Here is a 24,129-nt window from a genome sequence, read left to right as displayed (position 1 = left end):
TCGCGACAAACTATAGCCCAACTACAAAACAGCATGTTGGTAATTTAGTACCTTGATTTGTAAAGAAATGTGAGCTTTTGTTGCCCTATCTTGCGCGGAGGATAAACCGGGCCAGCCACCCGACGCCCCGCGCGGCGCGCCACGGCATCGGATGACGGTAAGGAAAGGTAAGCAAGCGCACCTGCACATTTGAAAATTATCCTTTTGAATCAACAGGATAAGAAAAGTACATCGGTCCAATGCCGGGCGCTGGCGTCACATTTTCTCCGATGCTACTGTCCGCCAACTGCAGCGTAACCGGCAGTAAAACAAGACCAACACCAACAAGGAGACGACATGCAACTGCATGCAAAAGGCGGCGTGGCCGCGCGCAACACATTACTGGCCCTGCTGCTGGCCAGCGGCACGGCACAAGCTGGCACGCTCACCATCGAAAGCTGGCGCGTGGATGACAAGACCCTGTGGGAAACGGTGCTCATTCCCGCCTTCCAGAAAAAGCACCCTGGCATCGAGATCAAATTCTCGCCCACGGCCCCCACCGAATACGATTCCACCCTGAACGCGCGCCTGAGCGGCGGCACGGCAGGCGACTTGCTGGCCTGCCGCCCGTTCGACGTCTCGCTGGCCCTGTACAAGCGGGGCCAGCTGGAAAAGCTCGACGGCAAGGCCGGCATGGATAACTTCCCCGCCTCGGCCAAGGTGGCGTGGCAGACGGACGATGGCAAGGACACCTTCTGCATGCCGATCGCCTCCGTCATGCATGGTTTCCTGTACAACAAAAAAATCTTCCGCGAACTGAAACTGCAGCCACCCGCAACGGAAGAGGAATTCTTCAAGGTACTGGAAACGGTCAAGAAAAGCGGCAAATATGCGCCCTTGGCGCTGGGCACGGCCGACCAGTGGGAAGCGAACCAGGTGGTCTTCACCAGCATCGGCGCCAATTACTGGAAGGGTGAAGAAGGCCGCAAGGCGCTGATCGCCGGCAAGGCCAAATTTACCGACCCGCAATTCGTCGCCGCCTGGGAATACGAGGCCCGCCTGGGCAGCTACCTGTCCAAGGGGGCCAGCGCGCAAACCTATGGCGACAGCCAGAACCAGTTTGCGCTGGGCAAGGCCGCCATCTACCCGTCCGGCTCCTGGGACATCGCCTACTTCAAGCAAGACCCGGAACTGGAACTGGGCGCCTTCAACCCGCCCGTGCGCAAGGCCGGCGACAAGTGCTATATCTCGGACCACACGGACATCGGCATGAGCGTCAACAAAAAGTCGAAGAACAAGGAAGACGCCTACAAATTCCTCGCCTGGCTCGGTTCGCAGGAATTCGCCGACATCTACACCAACAAGGTGACGGGCTTCTTCTCGCTGTCGAACCATTTGATCTCCATCAAGGACCCGCTGGCCAAGCAGATGAACGGCTGGCGCGCCAGTTGCGCCTCGACCATCCGCCTGAACGCGCAAATCCTCAACCGTGGCGAACCGAGCATGGAAAACGAGCTGTGGAACGTCAACGCCCAGGTTTTGAACGGCAAGCTGGCGCCGAAGGACGCGGCACGCCAGATCCAGTCCGGCTTTGCCAAGTGGTACAAGCCGCAGCAGCAATAAATCCCTCCCTCCTCCCCGCGCAACCGGCCTGAGCAAAGCGATGCGGCAGCCGGTGGCACGGTTTTGCCGGCGGCCCCGCCGCCGGTGCTTTTCTTCGTCTGGAGTTTCGCCGTGAAAAAAGCTTTCCCATGGCACGTGCTCGTGTTCCTGGCCCCGGCGCTGGTCATTTATTCGCTGTTCAGCGCCCTGCCCCTGGCCGATACCCTGCGTCTCGGCCTGTACACGACCGATGAGAGCGGCCAGCACCATTTTGCCGGCCTGGCCAACTACGCCACCATCCTGTTCGACCCGCAATGGTCGCAAAGTTTCTGGAATGCGATGTGGAACAACTGCAAGTTCTTCCTCATTCACATGCTGCTGCAAAATCCCATCGGCCTGCTGCTGGCCACCCTCTTCAGCCTCAAGGGGTTGAAGGGCGAGCGCAGCTACCGCACCCTGATCTTCCTGCCGACCCTGCTCTCCGTCGTCATCATCGGCTTCATCTGGCAGCTGATCTTGTCGCCGCTGTGGGGCGTGGGCCAGTCGCTGATGGATGGCGTCGGCATCGGCAGTTACTTCGCGCCGTGGCTGGGCCAGGAATCGACGGCCCTGTTGACCATCGCCCTCATTTCGGTTTGGCAATATATCGGCATCCCCATGATGCTGATCTATGCGGCCCTGCTGGCCGTGCCCGAGGAAATCATCGAAGCGGCCCACGCGGAAGGGGCCAGCGCCATGCGCATCTTCTGGCAAATCAAGCTGCCGCTGATCTGGCCCACCCTGGGACTGGTGACCATCCTCACCTTTGTCGCCAATTTCAACGCCTTCGACCTCGTGTATTCCGTGAAAGGCGCGCTGGCGGGACCGAACTACGCCACCGACATCCTCGGCACCTTCTTTTACCGCACCTTCTTCGGCTACCAGGCCCAGCTGGGCAGCCCCACCATGGGCGCCGCCGTGGCCACCATGATGTTCCTCGTGATCCTCGTGGGCGTGGGCGTGTATTTCTTTTTCGTGCAGCGCAAGCTGACACGCTACGAACTGTAAGGGCCGCCATGCGCAACGTTTCCACCCGCCCCCTGGGCCGCGCCGCCGTGCATGCGATCCTGGCCGGCTACACGATCATCGCCCTGTTCCCCATCGTCTTGATCCTGATCAACTCGGTCAAGACGCGGGCCGCGATCTTCGACAATCCGCTGGCCCTGCCCACGCCCTCCACCTTTTCGCTCGTGGGCTTTCACAAGGTACTGGCCAATTCCGACTTCCTGCTGTACTTCGGCAACAGCCTGTTCGTCACTCTGCTGTCGCTGCTGCTGATCGTGCTGTTCGGCGCCATGGCGGCCTGGGCCTTGTCGGAATACACGTTTACGGGCAACCGCCTGCTGACCCTGTACTTGGCGCTGGGCATCATGATCCCCATCCGCCTCGGCACGGTGTCCATCCTGGAACTGGTGGTGCGGCTCGATCTGATCAACACCCTGAGCGCGCTGGTGCTCGTGTACACGGCGCAGGGCTTGCCGCTGGCCGTGATGATTCTGTCCGAATTCGTGCGCCAGGTGCCGCGCGAACTGAAGGATGCGGCGCGCTGCGACGGGGTGGGCGAATTCGCCATCTTCTTCCAGGTGATCCTGCCCCTGATCCGCCCCGCCATCGCCACGGTGGCCGTGTTCACCATGATTCCCGCCTGGAACGACCTGTGGTTCCCGCTGATCCTGGCGCCATCGGACCGCACCAAGACCGTCACCCTGGGCGTGCAGCAATTCATCGGCCAATACGTGACGGACTGGAACTCCGTGCTGGCGGCGCTGTCGCTGGCCGTCATTCCCGTGCTCGTCATGTACGTCATTTTCTCTCGTCAACTGATCCGCGGCCTGACGTCCGGCGCGGTCAAATAATAGGTGCGCCATGGCCCATGTAAGCCTGCAACAACTGACCAAATCCTACGACGGCCGCCACAATGTGCTGGCCGGCATCGACCTCGACATCCGCGACGGTGAATTCGTCGTGCTGGTGGGCCCTTCCGGCTGCGGAAAGTCGACCTTGCTGCGCATGCTGTGCGGCCTGGAAAGCATTTCGCAGGGCACCTTGTCCATCGGCGGCAAGGTTGTCAACGACTTGCCGCCGGCCGAACGGGGCATCGCCATGGTCTTCCAGAGCTATGCCCTGTATCCGCACATGAGCGTGTACCGCAACATGGCGTTCGGCCTGAAGATCGCCGGCGCCAGCAAGGAAGCCATCGCGCAGCGCGTGCGCCACGCGGCCGCCATCCTGAAGATCGACCACCTGCTGGAACGGCTGCCGCGCGAACTGTCGGGCGGCCAGCGCCAGCGCGTGGCCATCGGCCGCGCCATCGTGCGCGAACCGCAGCTGTTCCTGTTCGACGAGCCGCTGTCCAACCTCGACGCGGCCCTGCGCGTGCAGACGCGGCTGGAAATTGCCAAGCTGCATCGCCAGTTGAACGCCACCATCGTGTATGTGACGCACGACCAGGTCGAGGCCATGACCCTGGGCGACAAGATCGTCGTCATGCATGGCGGCCATATCCAGCAGGCCGGCACGCCGCTCGAGCTGTACCAGCAGCCGGCCAACCGCTTCGTGGCCGGCTTCATCGGCGCGCCGATGATGAATTTCTTCGAGGGCAAGGTCATCGCCGCGCAGGACGATGGCGTGCGCGTGGCGCTGGCCAGCGGCCAGGAAATCACGGCCCTCGTCGATCCGGCCGGCTTGCTGCCGGGCGATGCCGTCACGGTCGGCCTGCGCGCCGAACATATCCTGGAAAACGGCGATGGCAGCGCCCAGTTCCAGGGCGTCGTCAGCCTGGTGGAACACCTGGGCGAAGCCAACTTCATCTACCTGGCACTGGACAACGGCCAGGAACTGGTGATACGCGGCGACGGCAACAACCGCGTGCCGCTGGGCCAGCCATTCACGGTCTCGGCCGCCAGCAGCGCCTTCCATCTGTTCGACGCGCAAGGCGTGGCGCGCACGCGGCGCGAACCCGGCAACCTGATTTCATCGAAACAGATTTTGGCCGCCTGAGCTTTCCGCCCAGGCAGTCCCCCGATTGGATCGGCAGCGATCCGGTACGACGTGCCCAAGCACGCATTTTGATAACGACAAGGAGATTCCATGCAACACCCGATCAAGACCTCGCTGGCCCTGGCCTGCACTATGCTGCTGGCCTGCGGCGCCGCCCACGCCAGCGATGCCGAAGGCGAATACCACGGCTACTTCCGCGCCGGCCTCGGCTCGAGCTCGGACAGCCGCGGCCCGCAAAGCTGCTACGGCCTGGGCGGCAACACCATGCGCTACCGGCTCGGCAACGAATGCGACACCTATGGCGAGTTCGAATACCAGAAGGAAATGGCCAAGTCGCCCAATGGCGTCAGCTTCGTCGGCCATATCATGGTGGCCGCCTACACGCCCAGCTCCGCCGTCAGCGATTCGGAACTGAGCATGTCGAAGATGTACGTGGAAGCGAAAAACATCGCCATGCTCAACGGCGGCACGGCCTGGATCGGCAAGCGCTACTACATGCGTCCCGACATCCACATGCTGGACTTGCAATACATCAATATGAACGGCACGGGCGGCGGCATCGACCAGTACAAGCTGGGACCGGGCCGCATCAGCTATGGCTTCTTCAAGGATAACGACAAGCCCGGCAACTCGGCCATCCGGCAAAATCTCGTCTACCAGGGCATCCCCATCAACCAGGATGGCACGCTGGAAGTGCTGACCACCCTCATCACGCCCGACAAGAAGGACAGCACCTCGCACAGCGGCTGGCAGGCCACCGTGCTGCACAAGCAGGATAAAGTGTGGGGCGGCGCCAACACCTTCGGCATCCAGTACGGCGTGGGGCCGGGCACGGGCGCCGGCGGCCAGTGCTGCGACCGCATGGGCACGACGGGTTCGATCCGCAATGGCAGCGACGTCACGCGCCTGCGCATCTTCAATTCGCTGTGGATACAGCCGACGCCGGAATGGAGCGCGGAAATGATCGCCATCGTGCAGCGCGACAAGTCCGACGCCACGGGCGGCAGTTCGACCTGGACCACCCTGGGCGTGCGCCCCGTGTATGCCGTCAACGACAACTTCAAGCTGCAATTCGAGCTGGGCACGGACCGCGTGACCTCGCCCACGGGCGGCGCCGCGCAGCGCCTGACCAAGCTGACCTTCGCGCCCACCCTGACAGCGGGCAAAGGTTACTGGTCGCGTCCCGAGCTGCGCGCCTTTGTCACCTACGGCAAATGGAACGACGCCGCCACGGCCGCCGTCAACAAGGCCAATGAATCGGGCCCCGTGTACGGCAACGCCACCAGCGGCACCTCGTTCGGCCTGCAGGTGGAGACGTGGTTCTAAGCGCTGGTTTTAATTACCCATCTTGATATGGCGCAGTGCATGCGCCTGTCGGACTGCGCGAAATCGCGTGCCGCGCTATGCTGCACGCCATACCGCTCACTTCGGAGGTCGCATGCACACCGCATTTCCCCGGGCCGCCGCCGCGCTGGCCCTGTCTTTCGCCAGCATGGCCTGGGCCCGCGATGCCGCCATCGCGCCAGCCCCCGTCCTGAGCGCGCGCCAGCAGGCGCTGATGGCCACCGTCGTGGGCAGCGCCGCCCAGCCGCGCATCCTGCAGGTAAGCCTCGATGAACTGCATCCGACCCAGCCGGCCATCGGCTACGACCAGGTGTACTACAAGCTGGGACGCTATGCGGCCGAGGAAAAACACATCGCCGACATCGCCAAGCCAAAGAAATTCGCCGACCTGTGCGAGGCCAATGGCCAGGGAGACGTCTTGCCCGGCACGGCCAATGTGGCAGGCGCCACCCTGGCCGCGCCACCGGCCGGCTACCGCTGCAAGGCGGCCGTGGGCAGCCGTCCCGACGACATGAAGACTGTCGTCATCGGCCCGCGCGGCACCGTGTACCTGACCGATGGCCACCACACGTTTTCCACTTTCCGGGATGCCGATGGCGGGCGCAATCATCGATTGAAGGTCTGGGTCAAGGTCAGCGACAATTTCAGCGCGCTGGGCGAAGCGGCCTTCTGGACGCGCATGCGCGAAGAGAACAAGGTGTGGCTGAAAAACGGCCAGAACCAGGCCATCACGCCGCAGCAGCTGCCGTCCGCCATCGGCCTGAAGGCCCTGGGCGACGATCCGTACCGCTCGCTCGTCTACTTTACGCGCGGGATCGGCTACAAGCCGCCCGACAAGGCCACGGAATTCCTCGAATTCTACTGGGCCGACTGGCTGCGCCGCAAACCGGCGCTCAACCTGGAACGTGCCAATCTGCTTGATCCCGCCGCGTATGCCAGCGCCATCCTGCTGGCCGCGCAGGCGATGGTGGCGCTGCAACCGGCGGAGATCGTCAGCGGCGGCAAGCGCGCGGCGGACCTGGGCGCGCTGCGCGAAATCGACCACGCAGCATTCGACGAACTGACCGAAGACAAGGGCAAGCTGGGCTACGCCATCGGCTACCGCAAGTCGCTGCCGCGCCAGTAACCTCCCGGCGTGTCATCATCCTGACATCTGCGCCCGCTAGCATGTCGGCACTTTTCAGGCCGACATCACGGGACACCATGTACAAGCACAATATCCGTCGCAGCACCCGCAGCACCTTATCCATTGCCATCGCCTTCGCACTGGGCGCCAGCCTGGCCGCCTGCGGCGGTAAGGACTACCGCGACACCAGCACGGCGCCCGTCGCCCCGGTGGAGCCCGTCGCCCCCGCACGCATCCTGAACGTGGTAGCGGCCACCGGCAAGGCCGTGGCGAATGCCTCCGTTACCGTGCTCGACGCCGGCAAGAATGCCGTCGGCAGCGGCACCACGGACGCGAACGGCAAAGCGGCCATCACCCTGGCCGCCACGGCGAAGGCGCCCTTCCTCGTCTCCGTCACGCCGGCAGGCGGCACCACGCTGTACGCACTGTCGCTGAAGGAAAGCGCCGTCAACCTGACGCCGCTCACCTCCGTCATCGCCATGCAGCTGCTGGGCAGCATCCCGTCGAGCGCATCCCCCGCCAGCCTGGCCGCCATCGATGCGGCACGCCTGCAAACGGCGCAGACGCAGCTGGGCACGGCCCTGGCGGCGCCCCTGCAAACCCTGGGCATGGCGGCCAGCTATGATTTCGTCAATGGCCCCCTGACGCCGAACAGCAAGGACCCGGCAGACGTCCTGCTCGACAACCTGCAGGTAAAACAGAACGGTACGGATATCGATATCGTCAACGCCAGCGGCAGCATCGTCGCGCAGATCACCGATGGCGGCGCGCCGCTGGCCACCGGCAAGAGCGTGCTGGAAACGCCGCCCGTGCTCAGCGCGCGCCAGCAAGTCCTGGCAGCCACGGCTGCCGGCACCGATGCGGCGCCCGTCTTCCTGCAAGTGTCGCTCGACGAACTGCACCCCACGCAACCGGCCATCGGCTACGACCAGGTGTACTACAAGCTGGGCCGCTATGGCGCGGAAGACCTGGTCATGGCCAAGACCAACAAGCCGAAGAAATTCGCCGAACTGTGCGAAGCCAACGGCCAGGACGACGTGGTAAGCAAGACGGCCAACGTGGCCGGCGCCACCCTGACCAATCCACCGTCGACGTTCCAGTGCAAGGCCGCCGTGGGCACCAAGCCGGGCGACATGAAGACCGTCGTCATCGGCCCGAACGGCACCCTGTACCTGACGGACGGCCACCACACGTTTTCCGCCTTCCGCGACGCCGACAATGGCCAGAACCATCAGCTGAAGGTATGGGTCAAGGTGACCGACAATTTCAGCAAGCTCAATGAATACGATTTCTGGGCGCAGATGAAAAAGGTCAACAAGGTCTGGCTGAAGGATGGCGGCAACAAGGCCATCGCCACCAGCCAGCTGCCCGCGTCCATCGGCCTGAAGTCGCTGGGCAACGACCCGTACCGCTCGCTCGTCTACTTCACGCGCGACGCCGGCTACGTGGTGCCGTCGACAGCCACGGAATTCCTCGAATTCTACTGGGCCGACTGGCTGCGCACACAGGCCGGCATCGACCTGGCAAAGACGGATACGCGCGACGCCGCCAGCTACATGGCCACCATCAAGAGCGCATCGACGGCGATGGCCGGCCTGAAGGCGAACGATATCGTCAGCCGCGGCGTGACGGCGCAAACCCTGGGCTGGACGGGCGTCTTCAGCCAGGCGGCGCTGGACGACCTGGTCACGCCAACGGGCAAATTGACCTACTCCATCGCCTACAAAAAATCGCTGGCAAAGTAAGCACACCGGCGTAAACAACAACGGCCCGCCTGTCAGCTGACAGGCGGGCCGTTTTCATGGGTAACGACGCTTACGCGATGCGTTCACCGTTGGCCGGATCGAACAGGGCGGCTTTCGACAGGTTGAACGACAGCTGCATGGTCTGCCCCGGCAGCACGGCTTCGCGCGGGTGCGTGCGGCAAGTCACTGCGGCGCCGTTCAGGCGCGTCGTCAGCAAGGTATCCGGGCCGGTCGGCTCGACCAGGTCGATCAGGCAACCGAGTTCCTGGCCCACGTCGCCGTGCGCGCTGCTCATGTCCGTGATCTGCTCCGGGCGCACGCCCAGGATCACGTCGCGGCCCGCATAGCTGCGCAGCTTGTCGGCCGCGAACGGCAAGGCCAGGCGCATGCTCTTGCCCGCGTTCTCGATGGCGACAAACACCTCGTTGCCTTCGATGACAGGCTTGACGGTGATGAAGTTCATCGATGGCGAACCGATGAAGCCGGCCACGAACAGGTTGGCCGGGTTGTCGTAGATTTCCTGCGGCGTGCCCAGTTGCTGCACCACCCCATCCTTCATGACGGCGATCAGGTCGCCCATGGTCATCGCTTCGATCTGGTCATGCGTGACGTAGACGATGGTGGCCTTCAGGCGCTGGTGCAGCAGCTTGATCTCGGCGCGCATTTCCACGCGCAGCTTGGCGTCCAGATTCGACAGCGGTTCGTCGAACAGGAACAGCGACGGCTTGCGCGAAATGGCGCGGCCCATGGCGACCCTCTGGCGCTGTCCGCCCGACAGCTGCGCCGGACGACGGTCGAGCAAATGCGTGATCTGCAGGGTTTCGGCGACGCGGGCGACGATTTCTTCCTGCTCCGCCTTCGGCACTTTTTTCACGTTCAAGCCAAACGCGATGTTTTCGCGCACCGTCATCGACGGGTACAGCGCGTAGGACTGGAACACCATGGCGATGTCGCGGTCCTTCGGCGGCAGGTCGTTGACGACCTTGCCGTCGATGAGGATTTCGCCCGACGTGACGCTTTCCAGGCCGGCCACCATGTTGAGCAAGGTCGACTTGCCGGAGCCGGAGCCGCCGACGAGGATCAGGAACTGGCCATCCTTGATCTCGATGTCGATGCCCTTGAGGACTTCGACGCCATTCGTGTACACCTTGCGGATGCTGCGTATCGATAAACTGGACATATTCTTTCCTTAACCTTTGACTGCGCCTGCGGTCAGACCGCGCACAAAATAACGGCCTGCGACCAGATAGACCAGCAGGGTCGGCAGCGCGGCAATCACCGCGGCCGCCATGTTGACGTTGTATTCCTTCACGCCCGTGGACGTGTTGACCAGGTTGTTCAAGCCCACCGTGATCGGCTGCGAATCGCCGCTGGCGAAGACGATGCCGAACAGGAAGTCGTTCCAGATCTGCGTGAATTGCCAGATGATGCAGACGACGAAAATCGGACCCGAAATCGGCAGCACGATCTTGCGGAAGATCAGGAAGAAGCCGGCGCCGTCGATGCGCGCCGCCTTGATCAATTCTTCCGGCACGCCGATATAGTAGTTACGGAAGAACAGGGTCGTGAATGCCGTGCCATACACCACGTGGACGAAGACCAGGCCGGTAGTCGTATTGGCCAGGCCGAATTCGCCCAGCAGGCGCGCCATCGGCAGGATCACCACCTGGAACGGAATGAAGCAGCCCACCAGCAAGGCGGCAAACAGGATTTCCGAACCGCGGAAGCGCCAGTGCGCGAACACATAGCCGTTGAAGGCGCCCAGGAAGGTCGAGATCAGCACGGCGGGAATCACCATCTTGATCGAGTTCCAGAAGAACGGCTGCATGCCGTCACAGGTGACGCCCGTGCAGGCCGAGGACCAGGCCTTGGACCAGGAATCGAACTGCCACACGTGCGGCAAGGCCAGCAGGTTGCCGCTGCGGATCTCGTCGAGCGACTTGAACGACGTCGACAGGGTCACGTACAGGGGCACGATGTAGTACACCGCAAACAGAATCAGCAGCAGGTATACCACCACCCGTCCGAGGGTGAGGCGATTATTGCGGGTAGGTGTCATCTCATCGCCTTTGCGCTGCGCGTTTCCAGGTACATCAGCGGCACGAGCACGGCCACGATGGTGGCCAGCATCATCATTGCCGATGCCGAGCCCAGGCCCAGCTGGCCGCGGGTGAAGGAAAACTGGTACATGAAGATGGCCGGTACGGACGACGAATTGCCAGGTCCGCCAGCCGTCAATGCGATGACCAGGTCGAAGCTCTTGATCGCGATATGTGCGAGGATCAGCAGCACGCTGAAGAACACGGGTCGCATGGCGGGAATCACGATGCGCCAGTAGATCGTCGGCAAGGACGCGCCATCGACTTGCGCCGCCTTGATGATTTCATCATCGATGCCGCGCAGGCCGGCCAGGAACAGGGCCATGACAAAGCCCGACGATTGCCACACGCCGGCGATCACCACCGTGTAGATGGCCATGTCGGAGTTCACCAGCCAGTCGAAGGTAAACGAGGTCCAGCCCCAGTCGTGCATGACCTTTTCCAGGCCCAGGCTGGGATTGAGCATCCATTTCCAGGCCGTGCCGGTGACGATGAAGGACAGCGCCATCGGATACAGGTAGATGGCGCGCAGCGCGCCTTCGGCGCGGATTTTCTGGTCCAGCAGGATGGCCAGGAACAGGCCGATGGCGATGCTGCAACCGATGAACAGGACACCAAAGATGCCGAGGTTCTTGAGCGAGGTCCACCAGCGCTCATTATCGAACAGCTCGTAGTATTGCACCAGGCCGGCGAACTCGTAGTTCGGCATCAGCCGCGATTCGGTCAGCGACAGCCAACCGGTCAAAAAGATAAAACCGTAGACGAATACCAAGCTGGCGATGAGCGTGGGGCCCAACACCATCTGCGGTATCCATCGGTCGAATTGCTTGCGTATGGACATAGGACAGCCGTAGAAGTAGAACTGCGTGTGGCGCCGGCCTGGTCGAGCGCCAGGGCGGACGCCTGCGATGCATGCGATGCAGCGGGCGCCGGCGGGAGTGCCGGCGCCGTCGTGATTACTTCACTTTTGCCGCCTTGGCCAATGCTGCAACCGCGTCTTTCGAGCTCATGTTGGTGTTCATGAACTTGGCGATGACGTCGGTCACGGCGCCTTGCGTGGCCGATGGCAGCGCCATGCCGTGGGCGAACGATGGCACCAGGCCGCCGGTCTTGTTGGTGGCGTCCATGTCTTCCATCGATTTCAGGGCGCAAGCGTCAAACTTGTCCTTGGAAACGCCGGAACGCACAGGGATGGAACCCTTGTTCAGGTTGAAGATCGACTGGAACTTCGGATTCATGATGGCGTTGGCCAGGGCGATCTGCCCCTTCTTCGCATTCGCATCCTTTTGCGTGAACATGGCAAACGAATCGATATTGAAGGTGTAGGCCTTGTCCGTTCCAGGAGCTGCCACGCACAGGTAGTCCTTGCCCGGCACCTTGCCTGCGGCCGTGAACTCGCCCTTGGCCCAGTCGCCCATGAACTGGAAGCCGGCCTTGTTGTTGATGACCATGGCGGTGGCCAGGTTCCAGTCGCGGCCTGCCGCATCCTTGTCGATGTAGGTCTTCACCTTGCCCAGGGTGTCGAACACCTTGAGCATGGTCGGGCCGGTCAATTCCTTCTGGTCCAGCTTGAGGATGGCCTTTTTGTAGAATTCCGTGCCGCCTACGCCCAGCGCGACGGATTCAAACACGGTGGCGTCCTGCCAAGGCTGGCCGCCGTGGGCGATCGCGATGCCGCCCGATTTCTTGATTTTCTCGGCCGCGTCGAAGAACGCATCCCAAGTGGTCGGAGTGGTGGCCACGCCGGCTTTTTTCAGCACTTCCGGATTGACCCACATCCAGTTGACGCGGTGGACGTTGACGGGAGCGGCGACGTAGTGGCCCTTGTATTTCATGATGTCGGCGACGACTTTCGGCAGCACGGCATCCCATTTGCCTGGAATGGCGGCATCATCGATATTCGCCAGCACGCCTTCCGCGCCCCATTCCTGGATCGATGGGCCCTTGAGCTGGGCGGCCGTCGGCGGGTTGCCGGAAATGACGCGGGTTTTCAGCGCGGTCGCGGCGTTTTCGCCAGCGCCACCGGCCACGGCGAAGTCTTTCCAGCCAAAGCCGCTTTCTTTCACGATTTGCTGCAACTGGCCCACGGACTTCGCTTCGCCGCCGGAGGTCCAGTAGTGCAACACTTCCACGTCGGTCGCAAAGGCGCTGCCAGCGAATGCCAGGGTGGTCAATGCGGCCAGTTGGGTAATCTTGAATTTCAGTTTCATCTCCACATTCCTTTTTTGATCAAGCTTTTAGGGGGCTTCGGCATACGGGGGCCGAAAAAGGTGAAATCTGCGCCTGTACCGGCGCTCTTGTACTCAGACCCGCTTGCAAACGGGCATCATCTTCAGTGAAAAGACGGCGCCGTGATCCATGAAACGACTACATTGCATTTATATCACGGGACGGCGCCAAAAACGCATCCGCGAAGGATGCGCCAGGTTGATTTAGACTTACAACGCCTGCTAACTTAGAACCAGGTTTCCACTTGGAAACCGTAGGAAGTGCCGCTGGTATTGTTGTTGTAGATCGGGCCGCCGTTGTTCGACGCGTTGACCGAGGCGGTGGCCGCATCGTTCCATTTGCCGTAGGTCACGAAAGCGCGCAGTTCAGGACGCGACCACAGGCCAGGACCGGCCGAGATCGTCGGTGCGATGGTCAGCTTGGTCAGGCGCTTGGCTGGCTGGCCGCCCGATTGCGTCACGCGGTCCGTGCCCAGTTCGCCCACCAGCTTGAAGTTGTTGGTGAATGCGTACACAGGACGCACGCCGACCGAGGTCCAGGTCGAGGAACCGGCGGCCGTCGATTCGTCTTTTTGCCACAGGGCGACGAATTCCATGCCGAAGTTTTCCATCGGCTGGATCGCCATGTCATTGAAGACGCGCGTGCGCTTGCGGTCAGAACCGTAGGAAGTGCTGCCCGAGGCGCCGAACTGTCCGTTGCCGTCACCGCCAACACCAGGGCCGACGCCGTACTGCACGCCGAAGGTGTTGCCGCCGCCGAAGACTTTGCCTTGACGGTGGAATGCCGACAGTTGCCAGCCGTTATGTTTCGGGCCGTAGATGTCGTTGTCCTTGCCTTCAGCCGTGATGATGGTCGCGGCCAGGTCCAGGGTGCCATTTTCATTGACGGGAATTTCGCCGTAGATGAAGTTCTGGCGCACGGCGGAACGGGTGCCGGTGATGGCGCCAGTGTTCTTGTCGCGGGCATTGATGTCGTTGTCCTTGAAGAAGGCATACGAGAATTTACCCGGGCCAACAGGAATGCGGTCCAGGCCGGCGCCCGTGCCGTTCATGTTGATGTATTGCAGATCCAGCATGTGGATGTCAGGACGGTAGTAGAAACGCTTGCCGACCCAGGCCGTGCCGCCGTTCAGGAAATCGAGTCCCTGCGCTTCGACATAGGCCTTGACGATGCCCAGTTTGTTGTCGCCGAAATCCGAGTTTGGCGCGTAGGCGTTGACCCAGATGGTGGCCAGGTAGTTCACGCCGCCGGACTTGGCAACAGACTTGGTGTAGCCGAATTCCGTGTAGGCGTCGCACTCATTGCCCAGACGATATTTCATGGTATTGCCACCCAGGCCGAAGCAGCCTTGCGAACCGCCGTCGCTCGACGTATTGCTGCCGGCGCCAGCGCGCAGGTAGCCGTGGAAGCCTTCGGAGTCGGATGGGTACATTGGGTCGGCGGCAGCGGAACCGCTGGCGATGGCCAAGACGATGGCAGCTGGCAGTGTCTTCAACACGGCCTTCAACATGGTGCGATGCAGCATGGTAAGTCTCCTCAGTAATTTATTTTTTATCTAGTCATTCGTGGCCGAATGTACTGGCCAGAATTCTTTCCAGCAGAGACATAGTAACTATACTACGAACAAATATCAACATATTATGTTGTAATCCTACGACTACTCTGCGACACTTTATTTACTCAGGAATTTGCCAGTTGACGGCCCTGATTTTTAATCTGGCGCCACCCGTTTCCGGCGCTGCGGACAAGCATTTGCGCGGGTGCCCCGCATTTTTCGGCACGCGGCACGTATACGAATTAAAATCCTTGGTTTTTGCCATAACGACAGTGCGCCGCCATGACAGCGCACGCAAACGAGACTAGGCACCGCCATGAAAATTGATGAAAAAATGGAAGTAGCAGGCAGCGATCCGGCGGAGCGATTCAGTGAAGGGCCACGCCTGCTGGCCGACATCGGCGGCACCAATGCCCGTTTCGTGCTCGAGACGCGCCAGGGCCACCTGGAAGCGGTGGCCGTGCTGCCCTGCGACGACTACGCTTCGCTGCTCGACGCCATCACCGCGTATATGGATAGCAGCGAGGCGCGCGCCGCCGGTTCGGCCCGCGTGCGCCATGCGGCCATCGCCATCGCCAATCCCATCGACGACGACACTATCCGCATGATGAACCATCACTGGTTCTTCTCGATCGAGGCCATGCGCGCCACGCTGGGCCTCGACACCCTGCTGGTGGTGAATGACTTCACGGCGCTGGCCATGGCCCTGCCCTATCTGCGGCCCGACCAGCGCCTGCAGATCGGCGGCGGCATGGCGCGCGCCGACAGCGTCATCGGCCTGCTCGGTTCGGGCACGGGCCTGGGCGTGTCGGGCATGATCCCCGCGGAAGACCGCTGGATCGCGCTGGGCAGCGAAGGGGGCCACGTCAGCTTCGCGCCCTGCGACCAGCGCGAGATGGACGTGCTGTCCTTCGCCTGGCGCGAACTGTCGCACGTCTCGGCCGAACGCCTCGCCTCCGGGCGCGGCCTGGAACTGATCTACCGCGCCCTGTCCGAACGCGCCGGCAAGCCCGACGCGCTGCCGCTCCTGGCAGCCGAAATCACCAGCCGCGCCCTGAACAATGAATGCGAAGTGTGCCTCGAAGCGGTGGACTGTTTCTGCGCCATCCTCGGCTCCATCGCCGGCAACGTGGCCATGACCCTGGGCGCGCTGGGCGGCATCTATATAGGCGGGGGCATTGTGCCGCGCCTGGGTCCTCTGTTCGAACAGTCGCGGTTCCGCGCCCGCTTCGAGCAAAAGGGCCGCCTGAACGACTACCTGGCGCAGATCCCCACCTTTCTGATCACGGCCGAACTGCCGACGTTCCTCGGTATCGCCGCCATCCTGGCGCAAAAGCTCAAGCGCGCCCATTCCGGCGCGCCCGTGCTCGAATCCGTGCGCCAGGCGCGCGGGCGCATGAGCCCCTCGGAATGCAAGGTGGCCGACTGGGTGCTGAAGGAGCCGAACGCCATGCTGACCCTGCCGATCGCGGAAATCGCCCAGAGGGTCGGCGTGAGCCAGCCGACCGTGATGCGCTTTTGCCGCTCGATCGGCGTGCAGGGCCTGGCCGACTTCAAATTGAAGCTGGCGTCCGGCCTGACGGGCGGCGCCATCACGGTAGCCCACTGCCACGTGGAGATCTCGGACTCCGACGCCGAACTGGCGCGCAAGGTGCTGGGCAATAACGCCTCGGCCGCGCTGGCCATGCGCGACATGCTCGACGTGAAGGCGCTGACGGCGGCCATCGAGCTGCTGCGCGGCGCGCAGCGCGTGGAGCTGCTGGCCGTGGGCAGCGCCCGCGTGGTGGCCGACGACATGCAGCACAAGCTGCTCAACCTGGGCATCGTCAGCAGCTTCTTTGCCGATCCGCAGGCGCAGGAAATGAGCGCCGCCATGCTGAAACCGGGCGACGTGGCGCTGGTCATTTCCCGTTCGGGCGCCCTGCCCGACCTGCTGCGCACCGTCAAGGTGGCGCAGGGCTGCGGCGCGCGCGTGCTGGCGATCACGGCCAGCGGTTCGCCGCTGGCCAAGCTGGCCGACGTGCTGCTGACCTTGAACCACCCGGAAGGCAATCTCAATTTCGTGCCCATGATCGTGCGCCTGCTGCAGCTGATGATGCTCGATATCCTGTCCGTGGGACTGGCGCGGCGCGACACGGCGCAGCGCACCAGCGCCGCCGAACTGGAAGAAGGCCAATTGCACGGCATGCGCATCAGCGGCAAGCTGAAGTTCGGTGGCCACCTCGAATAAGGCGGCGCACGCCGCCCCCGATACCGCCAGCGGCGCCACCGTGCACGACGTGGCGCGCGTGGCCGGCGTATCGGCCATGACGGTATCGCGCGTGATCAATGGACGCAGCAGCGTCAGCGCGGCCACGCGCGACAAGGTCGAGGCGGCGATCGCCAGCCTGCGCTATCAGCCCAACCTGGCGGCCAGGGCGGCCCGCACGGGCACCCTGCGCATCGGCCTGTTGTACAGCAATCCGAGCGCAGCCTTCCTCAGCGAATTTTTAGTTGGCGCCATGGATCAATGCCGCCAGGGCGGCGGCCAGCTGCTGCTGGAACGCTGCGAAGACCTGGACAGCCAGCGCGCCGGCATCGATTGTCTGGTGGCGGCCGGCGTGGACGGCATCCTCGTGCCGCCGCCCCTGTGCGATTCGCCGGAAGTGCTGGCGCAACTGAACCGGATGGGTATCCCGGCCATCGCCGTGGCCACGGCGCGCCCCTCGCCCGGCGTCTCGGCCGTGCGCATCGACGACTACGAAGGCGCCCTGGCCATGACGCGCCACCTGCTCGCACTGGGCCACCGCGACATCGGCTTCATCGAAGGCGATCCCGCGCACACGCCCGCCCTGCTGCGCCGCCAGGCTTTCGAGGACGCCATGCGGGAAGCGGGTTTGCGGGTAGCGCCGCACAGGGTGGCGCAAGGTTACTTTACGTATCGTTCGGGTCTCGACGCGGCGCGCCGGCTGCTGGCGCAGAAACCGCACCCGAGCGCCATCTTCGCCAGCAACGACGACATGGCCGCCGCCACCCTGGCCGTGGCGCACGGCATGGGCTTGCAGGTGCCAGCGGAATTGAGCGTGTGCGGCTTCGACGATACGCCTGTCGCCAGCACCGTCTGGCCCGAGCTGACCACCATCCACCAACCCATCGCCGACATGGCGCGCGCCGCCGTCAATCTTGTCATCGACGAGATACGCCAGCGCCGCGCAGGGGAAACCGTGCCAACCACGCATCACTTGATGGAATTTACCCTGATAGAGCGGGCATCGTCGGGCAGGCATGCGCCGACGGCCGCAAAGGGGCAGCGCAAACCTTGACGCTGCCAGAGCAGGCGATGGCCGCCACGCGCCTTGTCGACGCGCCCGGCCCTACACCGCCTCGATCAAGGCGGGGCTGCCGATGGAAGTGACGGCATAACCGTTGCGGCCAGCGCTTTTTGCCTTGTAGAGCGCCGTATCGGCCGCCGTCAACATTGCCCCTGCCGTCGTATCGCCCCGGGCGCAGAACGCCAAGCCGACACTGGTGGCGACATGCAGAGCGATGCCGCCGCAATCAAAGTGCACGACCATCTCCTGCACGATTTTCTTGCCCAGTATCGCAAGCTCGGACTGATCCGTCAGTTGTTCAAAAATGATGACGAACTCGTCGCCGGCAAGGCGCGCCACCGTGTCCGAGGCCCGCACGCAAGCTTTGAGCCGTTTGGCAAATTCAATCAATACCAGGTCGCCGATACCATGCCCATATGTATCATTTATTTTTTTAAAATAATCGATATCCAGATAGGCCAGCGCCAGACCCGTATCAGCGCGGCAGGCGCGCGTCAATGCCGCGGCCAGCGCCTCGTCAAACATGCGCCTGTTGTGCAGGCCGGTCAGCATGTCAGTGCGCGCCAGAGCAGCGAGGTTGCTCTCCGCAGCTTCCCTCTGCAGCGACAGCGCATAGAATGCACGGCTCAGCTTTCCGAACTCGTCTTTGCGGGCGATATCGAAAACCGCAATATCGGCATTGCCTGAGCGTATGCTCGCCACATGCCGGCCCAGATCGCCCAAGGGGCGCAAGAGCAGCAGCACCGCGAGCCAGCCGGCGCAACTGGCCAACAAGGCGACGCCTGACGAAGCAATGATGACTTTGGCATAAATATCGGTGATCGGTGTGAATGCCTCGCTTTCGGGGTAAACGGCGCCGATGATCCAATCGGCAGCGCGCAAATGCTTATACGTGATAATTGCCTGCACGCCCAGCTTGGTTTTACCCTGCGTCCAACCATCGAATCCACGCAATGCGGCCAAGGTGGAAGGCGTAACCCCACCCTTTTCTTCGCTCACCCGTTTCAGGACGCGCTCCGGGTCAGGATGGTGGAGAATCGTGCCGTCGTGGGTCAACATGAACAGATAACCGCTCTTGCCCGGCTTGAGCTGCTCCCACTGGCCGAAAAATGTCGGGCTTTGCAAATTGATACCGCCAGCGATCATATACCGCAATGTACCGGCTTCGTCATAGATCGGTTCGGTTACCAGCACAATGGGCTTGCCCGACAGCAGGCTCTTGAATGGACGCGATATCACGCCCTCCCTGGCTTTGACGGTATCGATAAAATATTCCCGCGTGGCGAAATTGAGTGTGCCGACCACGCGCCGGTCATTCATGCTGGCAATCAATGTTCCCGTAGCATCAAAGGCGACGAGATTAAAAAATTCCTCGCGCAGGGTTGGATGATCTTCAATATATGCCTGCATCCGCTGCGGATGTGCATACACGTCCGCAGGTAGCCCTTCCCCCAGCACCCTGAGCAGTGCTTTCTTCGCATTCAAGTCGTCGTCGATATATGCCGCCGCGCTGGCCAGCAAGGCATATTGCTGGTTGCCGATGACGGATGCCATCTGCCCCTGCGCGACAGACAGCGATGTGAGCGCAACAGAGCCCGTCGCGCACAGCACCAGCACGCCCACGAGCACAGCCATCTTGAATTTGAAGCTCCTGGGATTGAAAAATTTCCAGATCTTATGCATGCGGACTTCCTTCTCAGCGCCCATGCTCTGTAAAGCGCACAGATCCGGCCAGGCAGCGCCATGCATGGCACCGGGCGGAACGGCATATTTTTCAGCGAATGCCGTGGAGCCTGGTCCCGCAGATGAATACAGTTCCCAGGACAGGCTCTTGGCATGGCAAGAGAGCAAAGCTTACGCCTATTCTGGCAAAAAGGGCGCCCTGGCGCCCCTTAATACACACTGCATACCCACATCATCCCAATATAGTGCTCTCCAGCAACGATTCCACCAGTTGCACCGACGGCGGTGCGCCGCCGGCGGCCAGGCAGGCGCCCGCACCCGCCGCGACGGCAAAGCGCAAATGCTGGCCGCCGTTGGCATCGGGCCGGTACATCAGGCTGTACAGCAAGCCGCCGATGCTGGCGTCGCCCGCCCCCACCGAATCGACCACCTCGATGACGGGCGGTGCCGCCTGCCATGTCTGTTCGCCCTGGTACAGCGCCGCACCCTGCGCGCCGCGCGTATACAAATACGTGGCTTGCGGATTCCAGCTGCGCAGCATGGCAAACGCGCCATCGATGTCGTCATGGCGGAACAGGCCCGCCAGGTCTTCATCGGACACCTTGATCACATCGGCCAGCTGCGTCATGCGGCGCAGGGTGGCGTCATAGCGTTCATCCATCATGATGCGGAAGTTCGGGTCGTAGCTGATCTTCACGCCAGCCGCCTTGAGCTCCTGCGCCAGCGCCACCAGCTTGCCCGCCAGCGGTTCGCGCGCCAGGCTGATGCCGCCGAAATGCACCCATTGCGCCCCCTGCATCCAGCCGGCCGGCAAGAGCGACGCGTCGAAATGCAGGTCGGCGCTGTCGTCGCCGATGAAGTAATAGGTAGGCGGATGCAGTTCATGCACGATGGCCAGCAGCGGCGACTTCGCATGGCGCTGCAAAAACCGCATGTCCAGGCCCGCCACGTCGGTCGCCTGCGCCAGAGCGTCGCCGAAGACGTCGAGGCTGACGCCGCCCGCAAAGGCGCTGGGCACGCCCAGGCGCGCCATCACGCGCGCCACGTTCCAGGTCGAGCCGCCCACCTGGCTGTTCCAGGAGTCCGCGCCCGTGCGCAGCATGTCCGTCAGCGCTTCGCCGGCCGACACAAAAGCGGGGAAAGAGGGAAAAGCGGTGGCGCTCATGCGGCACCGCCGATCACGTTCAGCACTTCATAGCAGGCGCCCATGGTGTGGTAATCGGTCTTGCCGGCCGGGCTTTTCTCGTTGCTGATCTTGCCGTTTTCCGGCGTCAGAATGCGGTACCAGGCGCCGTGTTCATGGTCGACGAAATGCGTCCAGCTGTAGTCCCAGATCTTGTCATAGCTTTGCCAGTAGGCCTCGTCCCCGGTGCGGGCGGCCAGCACGGCGGCGGCGGCGAAGCTTTCCGCCTGCACCCAGAAGTATTTGTCGCCATCGCAGATCTCGTCCTGCGGGCCGAAACCGTAGTGGATGCCGCCATGCGCGCCATCCCATGCCTTGGCCAGGGCCATGTCGTACAGCGCGCGCGCGCGCGGCAGCAGCCAGTCGGACGAACCGGCCATGAACCGGCTGTGGCGCTCCATGATCAGCAGCAGCTTGGCCCATTCCGTGAAGTGGCCAGGCTGGTAACCCCACGGACGGAAGATATTGCTCTTGTCGTGCAGGTTGTAGTCCCAATCGATCGACCAGTCGGGCGTGTAGTGCTCCCAGATCATGCCGTTCGCCAGACCCGCCTGGCGCACTGTGATGTTGTGCGCCAAGGTTTCGGCGCGGTGCAGATATCTCGCCTCGCCCGTCGCCTCGAACGCGGCCAGCATGGCTTCGCAGGCATGCATGTTGGCGTTCTGGCCCCGGTAGCCGTCCAGGGTGGACCAGTCGGCGCTGGCCACGTCCGCATACAGGCCGTGTTCGGGCAGCCAGAAGCGCTGCTCCATCAGCTCAAACGTTTCGTCCAGATACGCGTGCGCTTCCGGCACGCCCGCCTGCAAGGCGTGGGCATAGGCCAGCAGCACGAAGGCCAAGCCGTAGCAGTGGTTGGCGCCATCTTCGACCTGCTTGACGCCATCCTTCCACGACAGTTGCCAGGCATAGCCGCCCGTGGCCGGGTCGCGGTGCACGTCGCGCAAAAAGGCCACGCCGTGGCGCAGGGCCGCCTGGTAATCGTCGCCGCCGAAGCGGCGGTACGCCATGGCGTAATTGAAGATGAAGCGCGTGCTGCTGACCAGATGGCGCGTGCTGGCGTCATACACCGTGCCGTCATCGAGGAAGAAGTGATAGAAGCCGCCGCTCGGGTCAAACGCGCGCGGGTGATAAAAATTCATCGTGTGCAGGATATGCTTTTCAAGCGTCGCCTTGGAGCGGAAATCGGGATTCATGGGTCTCTCATGATATTGTTATCGATAACAATGATGATAGCATGCCGTCCTGACTCCGTCATGCCCGCTCAGGGAGTCTTGGTCAGCCTGAGCTTTTCGCGCCACAGTGCCGCCTGCGCCGGGTCGGCCGCCTGTTCCAGCTCGCCCTTATCGTACACCTTGATCAGCCGTTCGATGGCTTCCGCGTCGCCCTGCTTCGCCGCCAGCAGGTACAGCGCGAAAGGCTTGGGCGCCGGCCCTTGCCGGGTGGGGCCGCCACGGCCCTGTTCCAGCAGCCGCGCAAAACCCGTCTGCCCCGGCGGACTTTTGGCGATGGCCGCCATTTCATACCAGCCCAGGGCCGCCTCGTCGCTCTGCGGCACGCCCTGCCCCACTTCATACGAGTACGCGACATTGTTCAAGCCGGGCGGGTCGAGCACCTTGGCCGCCTTCATGTACCAGGTGAACGCTTCCTTGCGCTGCGCTTCGTCCTTGGCCGTCATCATCAGGCGGTAGCCGATTTCATTGTAGGCATAGATAAAGCCGTTTTCGGCATAGAACTTCAGCCAGTGCAGCGCATGCGCCTGTTCTGCCGGGCTGCTGTGGATATTTTCAAAGTGCATGGCCAGCGTGAAGTTGGCCAGCTCCACGCCTTGCGCGGCGCCCTTGCGCGACCAGTATTCGCCCAGTTTGCGGTCGATGGCCATGCCCTGTCCCAGCGTGTAGGCCACGCCGAGGAAAGCCTGCGCCGGACCATAGCCGCCTTCGGCCGATTTCAGCATCCACGCCAGGCCGGCGTCGATGTCGCGCGGCGTGCCTTCGCCGCCGTGCAGCATCTGCGCCAGCTCCAGCTGGGCGGCCGTGTCTCCCCCTTCCGCAGCCAGGCGCGCCTTCCCGAAGGCTGCCACCTTGTCCGGAGACAGGTCGGCGGGACGGTCGATCACGGCCCGCACCCTTGCGCGCATGTCGTCGAGGCCGGACATATCGAATTCGGCCAGCGCCGGATGCTGGCGCGGTTTCTTGGTGGACGCCGGCTGCGCCAGCACGGGCTGCGCCAGGGCCAGGCTCAATACAAACAGCATGGTCTTCATTTCTTTTCCTTCTCGGCCAGCTTGCCGCGCCATTCGGCCGCGTCTTCGGCATTCGCAGCCTGTCCCAGTTCGCCTTTGACATACACATCGATCATGCGCCGCATGGCGGGCAAGTCGCCGCTCCACCCCGCCCGCTCGTACCAGACCAGGGCCCACTTGTCCGACCGCGCCACGCCGAGGCCCAGCTCGTGCGCGCGGGCCAGGTTGCGCATGCCGGCCGGCTCCTTTTCACGCGCCGCTCTGGAATACCAGTGGAAAGCCTCGGCGCGATCCTGTTCATCGACGGCTGCGCGCATCAGATGCTCGCCCAGCGCATTGTAGGCGGGCACGAAGTGCTGCTCGTTCGCCGCCGCCTTCAGCCAGGTGATGGCCAGCGCCTGCTCTTCGACGCTGCTGTCGCCATCGATGAATTCCAGCGCCAGGATGGTTTGCGCCTCTGCATTGCCCTGCGCCGCGCCCTTGCGCAGCCAGTATTCGCCCTGCACGCGGTCGATGGGCACCTTGCCGCCCAAGGTATAGGCCAATCCCAAAGCCGACTGTGCCGGTGCATAGCCGCCTTCGGCCGACTTGCGTATCCAGGCCATCGACTGCGCCGTGTCTTGCGGCGCGCCGACGCCCAGCTGCAGCATGCGCGCCAGGTCCAGCTGCGCCTCCACGTCGCCCGCTTCGGCCGCGCGCCGGGCCTGCTCAAACTCGGCGATGCTTTCCGGGCTATGGCTAGCCGCATCAGCCCTCGCCTTGATGGCGATCAGCTGCAGGTCGAGCAAGGTGGGCGAGGTCTGGGCCAGGAGCGGCAACGGCAGCAGGAAAGGAATCAGCAAGAGGAATTTCTTGGGCATGCGGCGGTGTCGGAAAGAAGAAAACACGCATGGTAGCCGATGCCATGCCAGACAGGCGCGCACTGCACAAGAAGTTTGACAGGGCAAGCCGGCAGGCTTACATTGCACGAGCCCACCACTTACACAGGAACG

The 24,129-nt window shown here is 62.8% G+C and carries 19 protein-coding genes; 9 read left to right on the top strand and 10 right to left on the bottom strand.

What is annotated here, in order from left to right; all coding sequences use genetic code 11:
• Window positions 1-336: 336 nt before the first annotated feature.
• The 7 genes from LSO07_RS12695 to LSO07_RS12665 all read left to right on the top strand — a co-directional run bounded on the left by LSO07_RS12695 (window position 337) and on the right by LSO07_RS12665 (window position 8,835).
• Window positions 337-1,602 carry an ABC transporter substrate-binding protein gene (locus tag LSO07_RS12695; protein WP_034777923.1) on the top strand — a complete coding sequence of 422 codons (1,266 nt, stop codon included), beginning with the start codon at window positions 337-339 and terminating at the stop codon, window positions 1,600-1,602.
• A gap of 111 nt (window positions 1,603-1,713) precedes the next feature.
• Window positions 1,714-2,628 (top strand): carbohydrate ABC transporter permease, encoded by a 915-nt coding sequence (locus LSO07_RS12690; RefSeq protein ID WP_034758088.1) that lies wholly within the window; start codon window positions 1,714-1,716, stop codon window positions 2,626-2,628.
• An 8-nt stretch (window positions 2,629-2,636) separates the two neighbouring features.
• Window positions 2,637-3,476 carry a carbohydrate ABC transporter permease gene (locus LSO07_RS12685; RefSeq protein ID WP_034777925.1) on the top strand — a complete coding sequence of 280 codons (840 nt, stop codon included), beginning with the start codon at window positions 2,637-2,639 and terminating at the stop codon, window positions 3,474-3,476.
• Window positions 3,477-3,486: 10 nt separating this feature from the next.
• Window positions 3,487-4,620 carry an ABC transporter ATP-binding protein gene (locus tag LSO07_RS12680; protein ID WP_034777928.1) on the top strand — a complete coding sequence of 378 codons (1,134 nt, stop codon included), beginning with the start codon at window positions 3,487-3,489 and terminating at the stop codon, window positions 4,618-4,620.
• Between the two features lie 90 nt (window positions 4,621-4,710).
• Window positions 4,711-5,946, top strand: coding sequence for a maltoporin (locus tag LSO07_RS12675; RefSeq protein WP_034777930.1), 1,236 nt, complete (start codon window positions 4,711-4,713; stop codon window positions 5,944-5,946).
• A gap of 112 nt (window positions 5,947-6,058) precedes the next feature.
• Window positions 6,059-7,090, top strand: coding sequence for a ParB/Srx family N-terminal domain-containing protein (locus LSO07_RS12670; RefSeq protein WP_151094587.1), 1,032 nt, complete (start codon window positions 6,059-6,061; stop codon window positions 7,088-7,090).
• Window positions 7,091-7,167: 77 nt separating this feature from the next.
• The gene (locus tag LSO07_RS12665; protein ID WP_151094584.1) at window positions 7,168-8,835 is read left to right on the top strand and encodes a ParB-like protein; all 1,668 of its coding nucleotides are present in this window, start codon (window positions 7,168-7,170) and stop codon (window positions 8,833-8,835) included.
• Between the two features lie 70 nt (window positions 8,836-8,905).
• On the opposite strand, the gene LSO07_RS12660 is transcribed toward LSO07_RS12665, so the two are convergent.
• From LSO07_RS12660 to LSO07_RS12640, 5 genes are all read right to left on the bottom strand, one after another.
• Entirely contained in the window at window positions 8,906-10,015 is a 1,110-nt protein-coding gene (locus LSO07_RS12660; protein WP_070253664.1) for an ABC transporter ATP-binding protein, read from the bottom strand.
• A gap of 9 nt (window positions 10,016-10,024) precedes the next feature.
• A complete protein-coding gene (locus tag LSO07_RS12655; protein WP_034777933.1) occupies window positions 10,025-10,894 on the bottom strand; it encodes a carbohydrate ABC transporter permease in 870 nt (289 codons plus the stop codon).
• Complete coding sequence (locus LSO07_RS12650; protein WP_034777935.1) at window positions 10,891-11,775, bottom strand: carbohydrate ABC transporter permease; 885 nt, start codon at window positions 11,773-11,775, stop codon at window positions 10,891-10,893. The genes LSO07_RS12655 and LSO07_RS12650 overlap by 4 nt, the downstream gene beginning before the upstream one ends.
• 115 nt (window positions 11,776-11,890) lie before the next feature.
• Entirely contained in the window at window positions 11,891-13,144 is a 1,254-nt protein-coding gene (locus LSO07_RS12645; protein ID WP_034777937.1) for an ABC transporter substrate-binding protein, read from the bottom strand.
• Between the two features lie 245 nt (window positions 13,145-13,389).
• Entirely contained in the window at window positions 13,390-14,688 is a 1,299-nt protein-coding gene (locus LSO07_RS12640) for a maltoporin (RefSeq protein ID WP_081345412.1), read from the bottom strand.
• A gap of 346 nt (window positions 14,689-15,034) precedes the next feature.
• On the opposite strand from LSO07_RS12640, the gene LSO07_RS12635 reads away from it, so the two are divergent.
• Both LSO07_RS12635 and LSO07_RS12630 read left to right on the top strand, forming a co-directional pair.
• Window positions 15,035-16,948 (top strand): glucokinase, encoded by a 1,914-nt coding sequence (locus tag LSO07_RS12635; RefSeq protein WP_151094581.1) that lies wholly within the window; start codon window positions 15,035-15,037, stop codon window positions 16,946-16,948.
• Window positions 16,932-18,020, top strand: coding sequence for a LacI family DNA-binding transcriptional regulator (locus LSO07_RS12630; RefSeq protein WP_151094578.1), 1,089 nt, complete (start codon window positions 16,932-16,934; stop codon window positions 18,018-18,020). The genes LSO07_RS12635 and LSO07_RS12630 overlap by 17 nt, the downstream gene beginning before the upstream one ends.
• Window positions 18,021-18,071: 51 nt before the next feature.
• Here LSO07_RS12630 and LSO07_RS12625 read toward each other — a convergent pair whose 3' ends face one another.
• The 5 genes from LSO07_RS12625 to LSO07_RS12605 all read right to left on the bottom strand — a co-directional run bounded on the left by LSO07_RS12625 (window position 18,072) and on the right by LSO07_RS12605 (window position 23,997).
• Window positions 18,072-19,712: a sensor domain-containing diguanylate cyclase gene (locus tag LSO07_RS12625; RefSeq protein ID WP_191909660.1), complete on the bottom strand. Its 1,641-nt coding sequence runs from the start codon at window positions 19,710-19,712 to the stop codon at window positions 18,072-18,074.
• Between the two features lie 232 nt (window positions 19,713-19,944).
• A complete protein-coding gene (locus LSO07_RS12620; protein ID WP_151094571.1) occupies window positions 19,945-20,877 on the bottom strand; it encodes a carbohydrate kinase family protein in 933 nt (310 codons plus the stop codon).
• On the bottom strand, window positions 20,874-22,088 hold the full coding sequence (locus LSO07_RS12615; RefSeq protein WP_151094568.1) for an AGE family epimerase/isomerase: 1,215 nt from the start codon (window positions 22,086-22,088) through the stop codon (window positions 20,874-20,876). Before LSO07_RS12615 ends, LSO07_RS12620 begins: the two co-directional genes overlap by 4 nt.
• A gap of 68 nt (window positions 22,089-22,156) precedes the next feature.
• A complete protein-coding gene (locus LSO07_RS12610; RefSeq protein WP_191909659.1) occupies window positions 22,157-23,158 on the bottom strand; it encodes a tetratricopeptide repeat protein in 1,002 nt (333 codons plus the stop codon).
• Window positions 23,155-23,997 carry a tetratricopeptide repeat protein gene (locus LSO07_RS12605; RefSeq protein ID WP_151094562.1) on the bottom strand — a complete coding sequence of 281 codons (843 nt, stop codon included), beginning with the start codon at window positions 23,995-23,997 and terminating at the stop codon, window positions 23,155-23,157. Before LSO07_RS12605 ends, LSO07_RS12610 begins: the two co-directional genes overlap by 4 nt.
• Window positions 23,998-24,129: the final 132 nt, after the last annotated feature.

The sequence above is a fragment of the Janthinobacterium sp. PLB04 genome (assembly GCF_021165895.1).
In the GTDB taxonomy this organism is placed as follows: domain Bacteria; phylum Pseudomonadota; class Gammaproteobacteria; order Burkholderiales; family Burkholderiaceae_D; genus Janthinobacterium; species Janthinobacterium lividum.
Note: the sequence above shows the minus strand (reverse complement) of the source record. Positions and strands in the feature narration are given on the sequence as shown.

Excerpts from the sequence above, each read along its gene's own strand:
- LSO07_RS12695 (WP_034777923.1), top strand. The coding sequence starts at position 337 with ATGCAACTGCATGCAAAAGGCGGCGTGGCCGCGCGCAACACATTACTG.
- LSO07_RS12685 (WP_034777925.1), top strand. The coding sequence starts at position 2,637 with ATGCGCAACGTTTCCACCCGCCCCCTGGGCCGCGCCGCCGTGCATGCG.
- LSO07_RS12680 (WP_034777928.1), top strand. The coding sequence starts at position 3,487 with ATGGCCCATGTAAGCCTGCAACAACTGACCAAATCCTACGACGGCCGC.
- LSO07_RS12675 (WP_034777930.1), top strand. The coding sequence starts at position 4,711 with ATGCAACACCCGATCAAGACCTCGCTGGCCCTGGCCTGCACTATGCTG.
- LSO07_RS12670 (WP_151094587.1), top strand. The coding sequence starts at position 6,059 with ATGCACACCGCATTTCCCCGGGCCGCCGCCGCGCTGGCCCTGTCTTTC.
- LSO07_RS12665 (WP_151094584.1), top strand. The coding sequence starts at position 7,168 with ATGTACAAGCACAATATCCGTCGCAGCACCCGCAGCACCTTATCCATT.
- LSO07_RS12660 (WP_070253664.1), bottom strand. The coding sequence starts at position 10,015 with ATGTCCAGTTTATCGATACGCAGCATCCGCAAGGTGTACACGAATGGC.
- LSO07_RS12655 (WP_034777933.1), bottom strand. The coding sequence starts at position 10,894 with ATGACACCTACCCGCAATAATCGCCTCACCCTCGGACGGGTGGTGGTA.
- LSO07_RS12650 (WP_034777935.1), bottom strand. The coding sequence starts at position 11,775 with ATGTCCATACGCAAGCAATTCGACCGATGGATACCGCAGATGGTGTTG.
- LSO07_RS12645 (WP_034777937.1), bottom strand. The coding sequence starts at position 13,144 with ATGAAACTGAAATTCAAGATTACCCAACTGGCCGCATTGACCACCCTG.
- LSO07_RS12640 (WP_081345412.1), bottom strand. The coding sequence starts at position 14,688 with ATGCTGCATCGCACCATGTTGAAGGCCGTGTTGAAGACACTGCCAGCT.
- LSO07_RS12635 (WP_151094581.1), top strand. The coding sequence starts at position 15,035 with ATGAAAATTGATGAAAAAATGGAAGTAGCAGGCAGCGATCCGGCGGAG.
- LSO07_RS12625 (WP_191909660.1), bottom strand. The coding sequence starts at position 19,712 with ATGCATAAGATCTGGAAATTTTTCAATCCCAGGAGCTTCAAATTCAAG.
- LSO07_RS12620 (WP_151094571.1), bottom strand. The coding sequence starts at position 20,877 with ATGAGCGCCACCGCTTTTCCCTCTTTCCCCGCTTTTGTGTCGGCCGGC.
- LSO07_RS12615 (WP_151094568.1), bottom strand. The coding sequence starts at position 22,088 with ATGAATCCCGATTTCCGCTCCAAGGCGACGCTTGAAAAGCATATCCTG.
- LSO07_RS12610 (WP_191909659.1), bottom strand. The coding sequence starts at position 23,158 with ATGAAGACCATGCTGTTTGTATTGAGCCTGGCCCTGGCGCAGCCCGTG.
- LSO07_RS12605 (WP_151094562.1), bottom strand. The coding sequence starts at position 23,997 with ATGCCCAAGAAATTCCTCTTGCTGATTCCTTTCCTGCTGCCGTTGCCG.